Genomic DNA, 16,124 nt, shown 5'->3' with positions numbered 1-16,124 from the left:
TAACAGTGGGGTGGGGCGGGCCGTGATCACGGCCCGCCCCACCCGGCTGCGCTGTCGCCGGCTCGGTGCTAGCCGGTGACGGTGAACGGTCGGGACACCGTCGTCGCCGACGTGACGCCGTTCAGCGTGACGCTGGTCGCGCCCGCCTTCGCCGCACCCGTGACGCTGACCGTCGCGCCGGAGACGACGCCGTCACCGTTCGCGCGCACGGTGCTGACCGCGAGCCCGTCGCCGAAGGTGATCGTGACCGTCTCGTTCGGAGCGAACCCGGAACCGTCGACCATGATCGACGTGCCGCGCGGCCCGGAGGTGGTCAGGAGCGCCACCCTCGGCCGGTAGGTCCGCGCCTGCGCCCGCTCGGTCACCTGGACGGTGGCCGTGGCCGGCGTACGCGAGGACGCGCCCGTCGCGGTGACGGCGTACCGGCCGGGCTCGGCATCACCGGAGGTCGGCACCGAGGCGCGAACCGTTCCGGTCGCGGAGGCCGCGACCTTCGCGGTCCGGCCCGGGTCGGTGCCGACGCTGACGGTCACCTGCTCGCCGGCGGCGAAGCCGCTGCCCTCGACGGTGATCGCACCACCGGTGCTGACCGTGCCGGACGCGGAGAGCGCGATCGCCGGCTGCGACCCGCCCCGGACCACCGTCACGGTGAAGGACGCGGCGCTGCTCGACAGGGTGTCCCACGCGGTGACGCGCACCGTGTAGGTGCCCTCCCGGGCGTAAGTGTGCGTGCCGCTCATCGCGCCGGACGCGCCGATCGTCACGTCCTGCGGAACGGTGCCGTCACCCCACTGGACGCGGGCACGGTAGCCCGTCGTACCGGGAACACCGCCGGTCACCGTACCGAGGTTCGCCGCGAGGACCTGCCCGGCGGTCGCCGTCTGGTTCTTCCCGGCGACGGTCGCCAGCGCCGGGGCCGGCGTGCCGTCGTTGGCCACGGCGAACACGTGGATCCGACCCGCCGAGCGAGGATCGCCGGTCTGCGTCGGCAGGGTCACCGACACCAACGTCTTGCCCGCCGGAATCTGGTACGGCGCGGTGGCGAACAGGAACGGCTGGGCGCCGTCCCGGCTCGTGCCGTGCAGTCGGTACGCCGTCCGGGCGACGACGACGTTGCCGTACGACGGGGTGCCGTTGGCGTTGCCGCCCAGCGTCCAGTCGCTGAACTGGATCGGAACGCTGGCCGTGCTGCCGTCGCTGAACGTCGCCGTACCGGTGGTGCTCTGGTTGCCCTGCGTGCCGGTGCCGATGAACGAGATGCTCTTCGCGTCCTGCGGAAGGTCGAGCACGACAGTCGCCCCGTTACCGGTGGCGTTGTCCGGCCGCCCGGCCGGAATCACCGGCAGGGTGTACCGCAGGGCGGTTCCGGGCACCTGCTGCGGCTGCCCCTGGGTCACACCGCCGGCCGCCAGGGCGGCCCGCGAGTACGCCCACGACTTGGCGTCGCAGTCCGCCGCGAGGACCCCTTCGTCACCGACGCAGACGTTGTCGAACGCGGCGGTGAGACCGGAGGCCGGGGCGTACGCCACCTCGACGCCGACCGTCGCGGAGCTCTGGCTCTCGCCGTCGGTCACCGTGACGTTCGCCTGGTGGTAACCCGGCGTGCTGTAGGTGTGCGACCCACCGATGCGGTAGACGGCCCGCGAGTTCAACGTCACGGTGCCGGCGGTGACCGGCGTGCCGTCACCCCAGTCGATGGTGGCCTGGTAGCCGTTGGCGTCACCGCCGGTGACGGTGGCCAGCGGCACCGAGACGGGTACGCCGGCGGTCGCGTGCACGCCCTGGGTGGCGGTGACGGTGATGTCGCCGCCCGCGAGGTCGAGGTCTCCCCCGGCCAGCAGCTCCACCTCGGCGAGGTTGGTCTGCGCGGCGCCGACGGTCTTCGTCACGGCGAGGCGGAACTGCGCGAACCGTCCCGGCTTGTCGATCGAGTACGGGCGGGTCTGGTTGCGCCACGCGAACACCTGGTCCGTACGGGAATCCACAGTGGTCCAGGTGAGGCCGTCGTTGGAGCCCTGCAGGCGCCAGTCCGCCGGGTCGCCCGCGCCGGCCCCTGAGGTGACCGTGTAGTACGTCGGCTTCTGCTTGCCACCGCGGAACGCCCAGGTGATCTGCGGGGTCGCCGAGGTGAAGGTCAGCTGCGAGGTGGACGAGTCGTCGAAGAGCTTCGACGCGTCCTGACCGCCGGTGGCGGTCGCGGTGCCGAGACCGGGGCCGGTGACGTCCTGCAACGGCTTCGGCGCCTCGCCACCCTTGGTCAGCGACGGCGGCGCGTCGTTCTTGCCGCTGCCCCACGACGACGGCCTGGGGCCCATCTGGAAGTCGATGGTGCCGCCCCTGGCCAACGCCGACACGTCCAGGGAGAGGCCACGCTGCTTCTTGCCGTTGACCTTGACGTCCTGCACGTACACGTTCGCGACGCTGTTGTTCGGGGCGTTGACGACGATGTCGCCGGTGCTGCGGTGCACTGTCATCCTGGTGAACTGCGGAGAGCCGATGGCCCACTCGGACGACCCGGCCTGCAGCGGGTAGATGCCCAGCGAGCTGAGGATGTACCAGGACGACATCTCGCCGTTGTCCTCGTCGCCCAGATAGCCCTGGCCGATCTCGCTGCCGACGTAGAGGCGGCGCAGGATCTCCCGGACCGCCTCCTGGGTCTTCGACGGCGCGCCGGCGAAGTTGTACATGTACGGGATGTGGTGCGACGGCTGGTTGCTCATGCCGAGCTGCCCCATCCGTACCGCGCGGGCCTCCACCATCTCGTGGATGATGCCGCCGTAACCGCCGGGACGGTCGGCGTTCTCCGGGGTGGAGAAGTAGGTGTCGAGCTTGTCGCGCAGCGCCTTCTGCCCGCCGAGCAGGTTGGCCAGGCCCTGACCGTCCTGCTGCGCGGTGAAGGCGAAGTTCCACCCGTTCGTCTCGGTGTAGACGCCACCCCAGTCCAACGGGTCACCGGCGAGGAAGTTGCCGGCGGCGTCGCGGCCCTGCATGAGCTTCGTCTTCGAGTCGAACAGGTGCACGTAGTTGCGGGCGCGCTCCAGGAAGTAGCGTGATTCCTCCTTGAGCCGGGCGCGCTCCGACTTCGGCGTGGCCGGGTCCTTGGCCAGGGCCGCACCCATGTTGCCGATGCCGTAGTCGTTGATGTAGCCCTCCAGCGCCCACGACACCGACTCCGGGGTGGAGGTCGGCGTGTAGCCGAGGAACAGAGAGTTCTCGATGCCCTTGCGGCCGACCTCGGGGCGTCCGGACGCGACGGTCGCGTCCTTGACGGCGGCGTTGTACGCAGCGAGCGGGTCGGGCAGCTTGACCCCGGTGAGGTACGCCTGGGCCAGGGCCACGTTGGCGCTGGTGCCGGTCATCAGGTCGGAGTAACCGGGCGAAGACCAGCGGGCGATCCAGCCGCCGTCGCGGTAGTGCTGGACGAAGCCGTCGGAGATCTTGGCGGCGATGTCCGGGTAGAGCAGGGAGTAGGCGGGCCACACGGTGCGGTAGGTGTCCCAGAAGCCGTTGTTGACGTAGATCTGGCCGTCGACGATCTTCGCGCCGGTATGGGTGGCTGTCGACGTGCCGGTCGGGGCCGAGACCGGGCTCGCGTACTGCCAGCGCGGCGCGGCGGCGGTACCGGTGTTCTCCGACTGCGAGTTCGGGTAGACGTTCAGCCGGTACAGGTTCGAGTACATCGAGACCAGCTGCGCCTCGTTGGCGCCCCGCACCTCGACCCGGCCCAGCCGGTCCTGCCACGCGGCGGTGGCGGCGGCGTGGATCTGGTCGAAGCTCCTACCGGTGACCTCCAGGTCGAGGTTCTTGCGCGCCTGGTCGACGGAGAGGAACGACGTCGCGAGGCGCATCGTCACCTCCCGGCTCTTGGTGACGTCGAAGGTGGCGGACGTCGCGGCGCTCGCCGTCGGCGCCCGGTCGAACGCGCCGGACACGAACATCCGGGACTGGCCGGCCGACAGGCCGCTCGCGTTGTCGACCCATCCGGTGAACGTGCCGTCCGCGCCGATGGTGAAGGTGCCGTTGTGGAAGACGAGGCTTCCGGCCGCCTGCCCGGCGGGGAAGGTGAACCGCATGATCCCGGCGTGGTCGGTGGGCGTCATCTCCGCGACCAGGCCGTTCTGCAGGGTGACCCGGTAGAGGTCCGGTTGCGCGGTCTCGTCGTCGTGGCTGAAGGCGACCGCGCGGCTCGCCGGCTGACCGGTCAGCGAACCGCCGCCGACGACCGGCATCACCGACATCTGGTTGCGGTCACCCATCCACGGGCTCGGCTCGTGGGAGATCGCGAGGCCCTGCAACATCGGCAGGTTGGCCGCGTTGTTGATGCGGTGGTACTCGTACTCCCACGAGTCGGAGGTCGCGTCGGTCACCGGGGTGAAGAAGTTGAAGCCGTTCGGGACCGCGGTGATCGGCAGGTTGTTGCCGCGCGAGAAGCCGATCGACGAGTTGGTGCCCCGCCGGGTGTCGACGTAGTTGGTCAGCTTCGAGCCGTCGATCGCCGCTGGCGAGCCCTCCACCTCGATGTCGTCGAGCCAGCCCTGGAACCGGGTGCCCTCGGTGGCCGTGGGGTTGTCGTACGCGAGCAGGATGCGGTCGATCGTCTTGCCGCGCGCGATGGTGCCGAGGTCGGCCCGCACCAGGTTCCACTGGTCGGCGAAGAGCGCCTTCGAGGCGCCCTGCCCGGCGCCGGTGAGCAGGTTGCCGTGCTGGTCGGCGGGCGAGCGGCCACTGAGGTAGCTGCCGTCGGTGAAGTGCAGGTCGACGGCGGCGTAGGTGGACGGGTAGCCGGCGTCCCCGCCGGTGTACTCCGGAAAGATCTTGTACGACAGCCGGGTCTTCGGCCCGACCGGGATGGTGACGTCGAAGAGCTTGTTGGTCCCGTACGAGCGGCCGTCAGCCAGGGCGCCGCCGGCGTAGCGCAGCGCGGCGAGTCCGGTGAAGCCGACGTCGGGCTTCGTGGTGTACCCGCCGTTCGGGCCGGCGGTGGCCACGCTGACCATGGGGGTGGTCGGTGGGCGGACATCCGAGCCGTCGCTGATGTTCCAGTCGGCGAGCTGCACGAGCGTGTCACCGGAGTTCGCGGTGACGTTCAGCCGGTAGAAGCTGTAGGCGGTCGGGTTGGTGAAGCTGTACCTGTTGGTCGCGAAGCGACCACTGAACTTCTCGCCGGTGCGCTTGTCCAGGTCGGTCCAGGTGCTGCCGTCGTTCGACCCCTGGATGACGAAGTCCCTGGGGTCGCGGGTCGGCGCGTCGTTGGCCGCGGTCAGCGAGTAGCGGACCACCCTCGCCGGCTTGGCGAGCTGGTAGGTCACCCAGCCGGTGGTGGCGAACACGAGCCACTTGGTCGACGGGTCGTCGTCGGTGAGGTTCGCGGCGATCTCTCGCGGCTGGTACTCGTCGCTCGCGGTCACTGCGGTGACCTGGCCGAGCAGGCTGCCGGGCAGGGTGGCGACCGTGCCGCTCAGGTTGGCCTGGATCGGCTTTCCGTTCGCGCCGACCTCGACGGTGCTGGTGGCGGGCTTGGGGTCGGCGGACTCGAACGAGGACGCGAAGGTGCCCGGCGTTGCCGGGGGCGCGGCGTTGGCCAGGGGCGCGGCGACGAGCAGGCCCAGCGGTAGCAGGGCGGCTGTCGTCGCCGCGATCAGGCGGGGCGAACGGGGGCTCGCAAGTGGTCTGTGCGACATGAGGGACGGGGCCTTTCGACTCGAACGGGGTCGAGTACGTCGAACGTCTGGGCAGTGTGGAGCAGGTGGGGGTCGGGCCCTGACATCGTTGTCATCAGACGTCGTGAGCAACAAGATCGGGGCAGTGGACTGCCGCTGATAGTTCCGGGCGCAACACGGCCGTGTCAACGGGTTGACCGCCTCGAAACGGCCACCGCCCGCACCGGGCCCGGCGGCCGACGTGCCGGGCCTCGACCCCGTCCGAGGACGTACGCCGAGGCCCGGGCACGAATCAGCAGTAGAGGTTGGCTCCGGCGGGCACGCCGAGGATGCCGACGAACTGCTGGTACCTGGTGACACGGCTCTGCACCTGGGCGGGGTTTCCGTTGTTGCACTCGATCGAGCCGTTGATGCTGCGGATCGTCTGCCCGAACCCGGCGCCGTTGACCATCGCGTTGTGGGCGGTCATGGTGCCCGGCCCGTTCTGGGTCATCCAGTACCAGATACCGGTCTTCCAGGCCACCGCGGCGTCGGTCTGCACCAGCCACGGGTTGGTCAACAGCGGCAGGTTGAGGGCGTTACCGGCGGCGTTGTAGTTGAAGTTCCAACTGAGCTGGATCGGCCCCCGCCCGTAGTAGGCGGCCTGCCCGGCCGGGCAGCCGTACGACTGGCCGGGATCGCAGTAGTGCGGATAGTTGGCGGTGTTCTGCTCGACGATGTGCACCAGCCCGCCGGTCTCGTGGTACACGTTGGCCAGGAAGGCGGCGGCCTCCTGCCGCTGGACGGTGGCACTACCGGTGCGCGCGAACGCCGGATAGGCACTGAGCGCGGCGACGAGTCCGGAGTACGTGTAGAACGAGTTGCGACCCGGGAACATCTGGTTGAACTGGGCCTCGGTCACCACGAAGCCACCCGGGTTGGTGGGCGGCGGGGTGGTCGGGGGCTGACCGCCGCAGGTGTAGGGCTCCCAGTACCAGGTGCTGACGATCGGGTCGTACCCGGGATTGTCGTGCTCGGCGATGTAGTAGAGACCGTTGGTGTACCGCACGATCGCCCCGGCGGCGTACCACGTTCCGGCCGTCCAGTTCGGGTAGCTACACGTCCCCCCGGTGGGTGGCGTGGTCCCTCCGCCGCACGCTCCGAGGTCCTCCCAGACGCCTGTCGTACCCGGCGGGGCCTCGTTCTGGGTCCACCACTTCGCCCGGTAGTTGCGGCCGTTGTGGGAGACCTGGGCGTCTCCCCAGTAGACGGCCGAGGCCTGCCACGATGCCGAGCAGGCCGCTGCCGACGCGGCGGTGGCCGGGATGACCGCAACCAGTCCACCGGCGACGATCAGTGCCACCAGCGCGACCAGCGCGCGCAGTCTTGTCATGTGATCACTCCTTCCTGGGACCTCACCGGCCGAGATCCGGACGGACATCGACCGGAATGACTGTAACATCTTCTGTTCACACTCTTTACTATTCCGGTGACGGTCGGGCGAGGGCAGACCCGGCGACCGGCGACCGGTACTTCCAGGCACTTTCCGGATCACCCCACCTCTGACCGTGTAGACCTCCGAGATCGGGATGCCGCAAGGAAGCGGACGCGACAGCGGCACGCCTGGCCAGCACCCGAACCCGCGCCTGAGTTGTTCCGGGGACTTTCCGGAACTTGTTGACGTGTTGGAATTCTCGCTGTAATACTCCGATCCATTGAGGTCAATGCGATCGGCTTCGCTGTGGTACCGACTCCAGCTACCCACTCATCCACACCTGTCCGGACTGTGCTGCCCGCACCCAGGGCGTGTCCGGGTCTGCGCGAAGGGGCACCAGATGAGCAGGCTCTTCCCCCGCACGGCCCTGTGGTCCCGGCGGTTGCGCGCAGCGCTCGCCGTCCTCGCCACCGCGGTCGCCATGTGTGGTGTCGTCCTCGCGGCCACCTCGACCCCGTCGAGCGCCGCCACCTGCAACGGCTACGTCGGCCTCACCTTCGACGACGGTCCGACCGGCAGCACCAGCGCGCTGCTGAACGTGCTGCGCGCCAACGGCGTACGGGCCACGATGTTCAACGTCGGACAGAACGTCCAGAACAACCGGTCGGCCGCGCAGGCCCAGGTGTCCGCCGGCATGTGGGTCGCCAACCACAGCTGGAACCACGCCCACATGACCTCGATGTCCCAGGCGCAGATGCAGTCGGACCTGTCCCAGACCAGCTCGGCGATCCAGTCGGCGACCGGCAGCCGACCGGTTCTCTTCCGGCCGCCCTACGGCGAGACCAACTCCACCCTGCAGTCCGTCGCCTCCTCGCTGGGCATGCGCCAGGTGCTCTGGGACGTGGACTCCCAGGACTGGAACGGCGCCAGCGTCAGCCAGATCGTGGCCAACGCGAGCCGGCTCCAGGCCGGTCAGGTCATCCTGATGCACGACGGGATCCAGAACACCCGCGACGCGATCCCCCAGATCATGGCCAACCTGACCAGCCGCAACCTGTGCCCCGGCATGATCTCGTCGTCCACCGGCCGCGCCGTCGCGCCGGACGGCACCACCCCGCCGCCCACCACCACCCCGCCGCCCACCGGCGGAACCTGCACCGCGACCGCCGCGACCACCAACGTCTGGGGCGACCGGTACAACACGTCCGTCACTGTCAGCGGCGCCAGCACGTGGACGGTCGTCGTGGCCATCACCTCACCCCAACGGATCTCCACCGTCTGGAACGGCACCGCCACCTGGGACAGCAGCGGCACCGTCATGACGATGCGGTCCAACGGCAGCGGCAACACCTTCGGCTTCACCACGATGACCAACGGCAACAGCAGCGCCCGCCCACAGATCCGCTCCTGCACCTCGGGTTGACGTCGCGCCCAGGTTGAGACGTGCGCGGTGGGTGCGCCCGGCACCCACCGCGCACCTGGCCGCCCGGCGCGCGGACCAGCCGCCACTAGCCTGCACTGATGCGACACACCCTCACCCCCTCAGACGACAGCCTGCACGGCCACTTCTCCCCCGATCTCCCGCCGGTGCTCACCATCGACCCCGGCGACACCGTCGCCTACCGCACCCTGGACTGCTGGTGGTCCGCCGGCCCGTACCCCGGCGGACCGAACCGGGACCGGCCCCGGGTCGCGCAGCACCGGCCCGAGCACGGACACGCCCTGGTCGGTCCGGTCGCGGTCCGCGGTGCTCGCGCCGGCCAGACCCTCGCGGTACGCATCGACGCAGTCGTCCCGGCCACCTGGGGAACCACCGTGGCCGGCGGGTGGCCGAGCGGGTTCAACGAGCGTTACGGCGTGCAGGACCAGCAGGTGGTGCACGCCTGGACACTGGACCCGGAGACGATGACCGGCCGCAACCAGCACGGTCACACCATCGCGCTGCGGCCGTTCATGGGAGTGCTCGGCATGCCACCCGCCGAGCCGGGACGACACTCGACGATCCCGCCGCGGCCCTGGGGCGGCAATCTGGACTGCCGGGACCTCACCGCCGGCAGCACCCTGCTGCTGCCGATCCCGGTGGACGACGCGCTGTTCTCCGTCGGGGACGGTCACGCCGCACAGGGCGACGGCGAGGTCGGCGGCACCGCGATCGAGTGCCCGATGGACGAGGTGACGTTGACCTTCGACGTGCGCGACGACTTCCCGGTCAGCGGACCGGTGGCCCGCACCCCCGACGCGTGGCTGACCCTGGGCGTCGGTGCCTCCCTCGACGACGCCACCTTCACCGCCCTGGAGTCGATGCTGACACTGATGCAGCGGCTGCACGGCCTCAGCCGCGCGGACGCGGTGGCGCTGGCCAGCGTCGCCGTCGACGTGCGGGTGACGCAGATCGTCAACCAGAGCGTCGGCGCGCACGCCGTCCTCCGCGACGACGCGCTCCGATTTCCGCACGCCGATCCTGTCGGAGGTCGCCGTTAACGTGTGGTCACTGTCGCCGCGCCGGCCGGATCTGGCCGCTCGCTGACCCTCGGAGGCCCCCCATGTCCCAGGAGACGACCTACCTCGAACTGTCCGAAGTGGACGGTGCACACAAGTTCTACGAGGTCATCGTCGACAACGCCACGCTGACGGTGCGCTACGGCCGGATCGGCGACCAGGGGCAGATCAAGGCGAGCGCCTATCCGGACAACGCCCGGGCCCGGGCCGCCGCGGCGAAGAAGATCGGGGAGAAGATCCGCAAGGGCTACGCGCCGGCCGTCCCCGGCGTCCGTCAGAAGCGCACCGTGTCCCGGCGGCAGATCGTGAGCACCCGCTCCACCGCCCACACCGCCCCGGTGCTCTGGCGCTACGACTCCGGCGCCCCCGCCTTCGGCATCTTCGTCGACGGGCAGCACTGCATGGTCGGCAACGAGCACGGCGTCATCACCACGCTCGACCACGACGCCCAGGTGCGCGGCCAGGTCCGCCTGCCCGACGGGGTGAAGTGCATCGTCGCCGACGACGCCTGGATCTACGCCGGCTGCGACGACGGCAACGTCTACGACCTGTCCGGCAAGGTGCCCCGGGTGGCGTACGCGATCGCCCCGGAGATCGACATCTACTGGCTCGACATCCACGACGGCGTCCTCGGCGTCTCCGACGCCGACGGCGGGATCACCGCAGTCGACCACGAGGACGAGTTCCTGTGGCGTCGCCCCGGGCGGGGGCGTTCGGCCTGGATGGTGCGCTGCGACGACAACGCCATCTACCACGGCCATTCGCAGGGCGTGACCGGCTACGAATGGCGTACCGGCGGGGAACTGTGGCACACCAGCACCGGCTCGGTGCTCTTCGGCTGGCAGGAGCAGGGCAGTGTGTTCGCCGGGACGGGCACCCGCGAGGTGGTGCGGCTGTCCAAGTCGGGTCGGCACGAGCGCACCTACCGCTGCGACGCCCCGGTCTTCTCCTGCGCCACCGCCCAGGGCGGCCGGTACGTCTTCGCCGGCGACAGCCAGTCCTCGATCTACTGCTTCGACTCGGCGGGCACCCGGCTGTGGAAGCTCGGCACCGGCTGCGGCTCGGCGTACTCCATGCAGTACCACGACGACCGGCTCTACGTCGTCACCACCGGTGGCCACCTGGCCTGCATCGACGCGAGCGAGCCGGCGATCCGCGCCGCGCAGGCCGGGGACGTGCCGCAGGTGCGCGACATCAAGGCCCCCCGCCAGGCGCCCCAGCCGGTGCAACCGACGATGGTCGAGGTGACCAGCGACGCGGGCGCGGGCGTGGTGGTGCAGTGCCTGGACGATCGCGGGCGGCTGCGGGTTCAGGTGCTGTCCGACGGTTACCGGCGCGACTGGTCCGTGCAGTTCCCCAAGGGGATCCGCGAGCCGGGTGCCCGCTACCTGGTGACCGAGGTGCGGGAGTCCAGCCGCGGCGGCTACTACCGCGCGTACGGCGACATCCGCCGGCTGCGCTGACGGCGAGCACACCGAGGGGCCCGGTCGGGCCCGCCACTGTCGTAGGGTGCCGGCATGGCGCACCCCGTCCGGGCCGACGGCGACGCCATCGGTGCCTGGTGGTCAGCCCCACCGACGCGGCGGGTGAGTCACCTGCCGGGCGTCGACCCGGAGTTGCTGCGGGTGGCACTCGACCCGTTGCCGGCGGCGGCACCCGCGATCGTGCACTACCGGCCCACCCGGGTAGGTCGCCTCGGCGACTTCGTGGACGCCCTGCTCGACCAACTCGACACCGCGGCCCTCACGATGTTCCCCCGCTGGCTGACCGGGGCCGACCATTTCGACAGCGACGGCAGCCTCGGCGTGGCGGCGGTGCGCGCCCTCGCGGCCCGCACCGCCGCCCGCTCCCGACACTTCGGCCCGTTCCTGGCCGACCTCGCCGAGCGAGGGCTGCGCGGTCCGCGCCACCGGGCCGGCCGGTCCCGCTTCGCCCCAGGGGTACGCGCCGCCGGGCTCGCGCGGGTGATCGCCGAGGCGTACCACCGGGAGAGTTTCCTGCTCATCGTGGCCCTGCCCGATCTGGAGGCGGATGCCGAGCGGACACTGGTGGCCGCCGCCGAGTGGCTGGTGCGGCACGGCGACGTCACTGTGTGGTTGGCCGGCGGGCCACTGCGCCACGCCGACCGGGTGCGGTCGGTGCCGCTGCTGCTGCCGCCACGATTCGCCGAGCTGACCAGCACGATCGAACGGCTTCCGGCCACCGCCGCCGAACCGGGGTCGACGGTGTTGGCCTGGCCGCCGATCGCGGGCGTGCCACGCGGCGACAGCGCCGCCGAGCAGGCGTTGGAACGCGCGCTCGCACCGTACGACTGGGCCCGTGGCCGGCGCTGGAACCAGACCTACGAGTGGCATGTCCTGGGTACGGCGTACCGACTGGATCTGTTTTGGCCCACGGAGGGTCTTGCGGTCGAGGTGGACGGCCCGGAGCATCGTGGGCGAATCGCTTTCGCCAACGATCGGCGGAGAGACGTGCAGCTGCAACTCCTCGGGCTGGACGTGCTCCGCTTCACCAACGAGCAGGTGCTCACCGACGCGCCGGCGGTGGTCGACGGGATCCGTCGGCTGCTGGCCCGGCGACGCGCGGGCGGCACGCACCCCGACGGAGATGAGACATCATGACGAGCCCGGCGGACGTCCCGCACCTGACGCCGAACCAGATCAACGCCCTCGTGGTGCTGATGGTCGAGGCGCGCCGACTCACCAACGTCGAACTGAAGGAGCTGGCCGGTTTCACGCTGACCGGCAAGGACAACACGAAGCTCGTCGCCCTGGGCCTGGTCGACACCGATCGGACGCACCGGCCGTTCGCCCACGAGCTGACCGACGAGGGCTGGCGGGTGGCCCGTCAGCTGCACACCACCGCGCCGCCCAAGCAGGGCGGCTCGACCACGCGGTCGCTCTTCGTCGTGCTGTCCAACCTGCACCGTTCGCTGGACCGGCTGCGGGTCAGCCACGGCGACTTCTTCAAGCAGACCGGCGCGACGGCGTCGGTGACCGGCGAGTCCCGGCAGGAAGCACCGGCAGCCGCTGCGGCGGCACCGGTGTCCGCTGCTCAGGTGGAGGCGCTGGTGCGTACGGCGTACCGGGACCTGGCCCCCGCGCCGGGCGCCTGGGTCGGCCTCGCCGACGTCCGGGACCAACTTGCCGACACCGACCGGGCCACCCTGGACGCCGCGTTGCGGGCGATGGTCGGCCGGGAGGACGTCCGCATCATCCCGGTGGCGAACACCAAGTCCCTGACCGCACGGGACCGGGCCGCGGCCGTCCGCATCGGGAACGAGGACAACCACGCTTTGGCGATCGGACCGGCATGATCTCGGACGACCAGCGGACCGCGCTGGAAGCGGTGAGTCTCAACCCGGCGGTCACCCCGGACGACGTCTGGCGACCGAGCCCGCACAATGTGCCGGAGCTGCACGAGAAGGTGGCCGCGGAGATCCTGCGCGGGGTGGCGAGGGCCCGGACCGACGACACGAGCATGCCGCTCGGCGTGGCCATGCAGGGCCGCGCGGGCGCCGGCAAGACGCACCTGCTCGGGGCGGTCCGCGAACAGATCCAGCGCGACGGCGGCTACTTCTTCCTGGTCGACATGGTCAGTGGCAAGACGTTCTGGGAAAGCGTCGCCCTGGCCCTGGTGGAGGGGATGGGCCGCCCGCACGTCGGCTGGGGCACCCAGCTGAAGACCTTTCTGCGTCGACTCACCACCCAGCTCGGCCTGCCGGTGGAGGTCCGCGATGCGGTCGCCGGCGCCCGACCGGTGACCCGCGCCCAGCTCGACACCTTCATCTGGGCGCTGCGCGAGCGCGACCGGGAGGTCGGGCGGGACGCCCAGGACACCGCTCGGGCGCTCGTCCTGCACGGTGCCGTCGACTTCGAGGCGCAGGACGTCGGGTACGCCCACCTGATCTCCGAACCGGGTGACCCGGCCGCGCGGGCGGCGTGGGGGTTGAGCGCCGCGATCCGTACCCCGCAGCAGGTCGTGCAGGACATCTCCCGGCTGATGGCGCTGGCCCTGGATCCCACTGTCATCGCCGTGGACCAGCTCGACACGCTGTTCGCCCAGACCAGCACCTCACTGCTCAACCAGCACCAGGGGCTGGAGGACGCCCAGGCCAAGGTGCTCGGCCCGATCGCCGACGGCCTGCTCAAGCTCCGCGACATCACCCGCCGCACGCTGGTCGTCGTCTCGTGCCTGCCGGACACCTGGGAGCTGATGACCCGCGCAGCGCCCACTCCGGTCGCCGACCGCTTCCGTACGGCGACCCTGCCGGACCGGATCCCCACCCCGGAGATCGGGCAGGCGATCGTGGCGAAGCGCCTCTCCGCAGCGTTCGCGGGTATGTTCTTCGGGCCACCGCACCCCACCTGGCCGATCGCCCCCGCCGCCTTCGCCGACGCGCCCACCCTGACGCCTCGCGCGCTGCTGCGCCGGGTGGACCGCCACATCGCCTGGTGCCGGGACCGCGACGAGGTGGTCGAGCTGGACCGGCTCATCGACGGCACCGAATCGACGCCGACGGTGAGCGCCGTCCGTGGCACGCCGGGTGACCCGCCGACCGACGAGCGCCGCCTGCACGAGTTGGACGCGCGGTTCGCCGAGCTGGTCGAGGCCGCGGACGTGTCGGCCGCCGTCGACCCGGCGGGCGAGGACGAGCACATGCCGCAACTGCTCGCCGCCGGCCTGGCCGCCTGGATCGCCGAGCAGGCGCCGACCGGCGCCACGTACAAGTACGATCCGCCGCCCGGTCGCAAGCCCGCGCTGCACGGGCGGCTGATCGAGGTGCTCGACGAGGCCACCGAGAACGAGGCGCACTGGTGCTTCCGGGCCATCGCGCACCCCAACGCGATCGCCGTCACCGCCCGGGTCAAGGCCGCGTGCACCCTGGCCGGGTTGGACCGGGACCTGCCCCAACGGCGGTTGGTCCTGCTGCGCAACGGTCCGTGGCCGACCGGGAAGCGTACGACCGAGGTGTTGACGGGTTTCGACGCGGCCGGCGGGTTGCGGTGCGCCGTGCCGGAGGCGGACCTGCGGATCTTCGCGGCACTGCGGGTGATGGCGGCCGAGCCGTCCACGGCGTTGCAGGAGTGGCTGGTGGCCCGCCGTCCGGCCAGCGGCACCGAACTGTTCCGGACGGTCCTGCCCGGGCCCGACGGGACGCGCGGTGCGGCCCCGTCGACGACGCCCGACGACGGCGGGCCACCGTCGGGTGGCCCAGAGCCCGACCCGGCGAGCGTGTCGGCCGCCGACGTGGCAGGTGGTCCGTCGACCGGTTCGGTACCCGCTGACCCGGCCGACCTCGCGGTCGACGCCGGCGGTCCGGCCGTCGGGCTGGGGCGCGCCGTCGACGGTGGTCACCCGTTCACGGTGCCGCTGGAGTCGCTGCGCCGGCACGCCGTCGTGTTCGCCGGCTCGGGCTCGGGCAAGACCGTGCTCATCCGTCGGCTGGTCGAGGAGTGCGCCCGCGCGGGTGTCTCCGCGATCGTTCTCGACCCCAACAACGACCTGGCCCGGCTCGGTGACGCCTGGCCCGACCCGCCCGCCGGCTGGGGCCCCGGCGACGCCGAACGGGCCGCCGACTACCTCGCGCACACCGAGGTGGTGGTCTGGACGCCCCGGGTCACCGCCGGTCGGCCGCTGAGCTTCCAACCGCTGCCCGACTTCACCTCGCTGCGGGACTGGCCGGACGAGTTCGACCAGGCCGTCCGCTCCGCCGTGGAGGCGCTCGCGCCCCGGGCCGGCGTGGACCGCTCCAGCCGGCTCGCCCAGCAGGGCAAGGCCGTCCTCACCGAGGCTCTCCAGGCGTACGCGCGAAGCGGGATGGTGGGTCTGCCCGGCTTCACCGAGTTCCTCACCGACCTGCCCGACGGGGTCAGTCGGCTGGCCCGCGCCGGGAAGCTCGCCGAGGAGTTGGCCGAGGCGCTCAAGGCGGCGATGGTCACCGATCCTCTCTTCGGCGGGGTGGGCGCACCTGCCGATCCAGGGCTGCTGCTGACGCCGTCGGCCGGGCGACGGGCCCGGGTGTCGGTGATCAGCTTCGTCGGCCTCACCTCCGACCAGGAGCGGCAGAGCTTCGTCAACCAGTTGCAGATGGCGCTCTTCGCATGGATCAAACGGCACCCCGCTGGTGACCGACCGCTGGGTGGGTTGTTCGTGATGGACGAGGCGCAGACGCTCGCGCCCTCGACCGCCACCACGGCCTGCACCGCCAGCACGATCGCGCTGGCCTCGCAGGCCCGCAAGTACGGGCTCGGTTTGGTCTTCGCCACCCAGGCGCCCAAGGGTCTGCACAACCAGATCTCCGGCAACGCGACCACGCAGTTCTTCGGGCTGCTCAACGCTCCGGCGCAGATCGACGCGGCCCGGCAGCTCGCCGAGGCCAAGGGCGGACGGCTGCCGGACATCGGCCTTCTCAACAGCGGTGAGTTCTACGCCGCCGGGGAGGGATTCTCATTCGTCAAGGTCCGCACCCCGCTGTGCCTGACCCACCACCCGAAGGCGCCGTTGACCCCCGAGGAGGTCGTCGCCCGGGCCCGCCCGGCTGGGTAGCC

Annotated in this window: 8 protein-coding genes; 6 read left to right on the top strand and 2 right to left on the bottom strand. The window is 71.1% G+C overall.

Annotation, left to right across the window (positions count from 1 at the left end):
• Positions 1-68: 68 nt before the first annotated feature.
• On the bottom strand, positions 69-5,681 hold the full coding sequence (locus tag QSK15_RS30680; RefSeq protein ID WP_285797526.1) for a GH92 family glycosyl hydrolase: 5,613 nt from the start codon (positions 5,679-5,681) through the stop codon (positions 69-71).
• A 271-nt stretch (positions 5,682-5,952) separates the two neighbouring features.
• Positions 5,953-7,032 carry a glycoside hydrolase family 19 protein gene (locus tag QSK15_RS30675; RefSeq protein WP_210860349.1) on the bottom strand — a complete coding sequence of 360 codons (1,080 nt, stop codon included), beginning with the start codon at positions 7,030-7,032 and terminating at the stop codon, positions 5,953-5,955.
• Between the two features lie 442 nt (positions 7,033-7,474).
• On the opposite strand from QSK15_RS30675, the gene QSK15_RS30670 reads away from it, so the two are divergent.
• From QSK15_RS30670 to QSK15_RS30645, 6 genes are all read left to right on the top strand, one after another.
• Positions 7,475-8,497: a polysaccharide deacetylase family protein gene (locus tag QSK15_RS30670; protein ID WP_285797525.1), complete on the top strand. Its 1,023-nt coding sequence runs from the start codon at positions 7,475-7,477 to the stop codon at positions 8,495-8,497.
• A 98-nt stretch (positions 8,498-8,595) separates the two neighbouring features.
• Positions 8,596-9,555 (top strand): acetamidase/formamidase family protein, encoded by a 960-nt coding sequence (locus QSK15_RS30665; RefSeq protein ID WP_285797524.1) that lies wholly within the window; start codon positions 8,596-8,598, stop codon positions 9,553-9,555.
• Between the two features lie 62 nt (positions 9,556-9,617).
• Positions 9,618-11,036, top strand: a complete 1,419-nt coding sequence (locus tag QSK15_RS30660) for a WGR domain-containing protein (protein ID WP_285797523.1) — start codon at positions 9,618-9,620, stop codon at positions 11,034-11,036.
• A 54-nt stretch (positions 11,037-11,090) separates the two neighbouring features.
• Positions 11,091-12,194 (top strand): endonuclease domain-containing protein, encoded by a 1,104-nt coding sequence (locus QSK15_RS30655; protein ID WP_285797522.1) that lies wholly within the window; start codon positions 11,091-11,093, stop codon positions 12,192-12,194.
• Positions 12,191-12,889: a hypothetical protein gene (locus tag QSK15_RS30650; RefSeq protein WP_285797521.1), complete on the top strand. Its 699-nt coding sequence runs from the start codon at positions 12,191-12,193 to the stop codon at positions 12,887-12,889. The genes QSK15_RS30655 and QSK15_RS30650 overlap by 4 nt, the downstream gene beginning before the upstream one ends.
• Complete coding sequence (locus tag QSK15_RS30645) at positions 12,886-16,122, top strand: ATP-binding protein (protein WP_285797520.1); 3,237 nt, start codon at positions 12,886-12,888, stop codon at positions 16,120-16,122. The genes QSK15_RS30650 and QSK15_RS30645 overlap by 4 nt, the downstream gene beginning before the upstream one ends.
• The last annotated feature ends 2 nt before the right edge of the window (positions 16,123-16,124 follow it).

The sequence above is a fragment of the Micromonospora sp. NBRC 107095 genome (assembly GCF_030269705.1).
GTDB lineage: Bacteria > Actinomycetota > Actinomycetes > Mycobacteriales > Micromonosporaceae > Micromonospora > Micromonospora parva.
Note: the sequence above shows the minus strand (reverse complement) of the source record. Positions and strands in the feature narration are given on the sequence as shown.

Coding starts and splice junctions, on each gene's coding strand:
- QSK15_RS30660 (WP_285797523.1), top strand. CDS start 9,618: ATGTCCCAGGAGACGACCTACCTCGAACTGTCCGAAGTGGACGGTGCA.
- QSK15_RS30650 (WP_285797521.1), top strand. CDS start 12,191: ATGACGAGCCCGGCGGACGTCCCGCACCTGACGCCGAACCAGATCAAC.
- QSK15_RS30645 (WP_285797520.1), top strand. CDS start 12,886: ATGATCTCGGACGACCAGCGGACCGCGCTGGAAGCGGTGAGTCTCAAC.
- QSK15_RS30680 (WP_285797526.1), bottom strand. CDS start 5,681: ATGTCGCACAGACCACTTGCGAGCCCCCGTTCGCCCCGCCTGATCGCG.
- QSK15_RS30665 (WP_285797524.1), top strand. CDS start 8,596: ATGCGACACACCCTCACCCCCTCAGACGACAGCCTGCACGGCCACTTC.
- QSK15_RS30675 (WP_210860349.1), bottom strand. CDS start 7,032: ATGACAAGACTGCGCGCGCTGGTCGCGCTGGTGGCACTGATCGTCGCC.
- QSK15_RS30670 (WP_285797525.1), top strand. CDS start 7,475: ATGAGCAGGCTCTTCCCCCGCACGGCCCTGTGGTCCCGGCGGTTGCGC.
- QSK15_RS30655 (WP_285797522.1), top strand. CDS start 11,091: ATGGCGCACCCCGTCCGGGCCGACGGCGACGCCATCGGTGCCTGGTGG.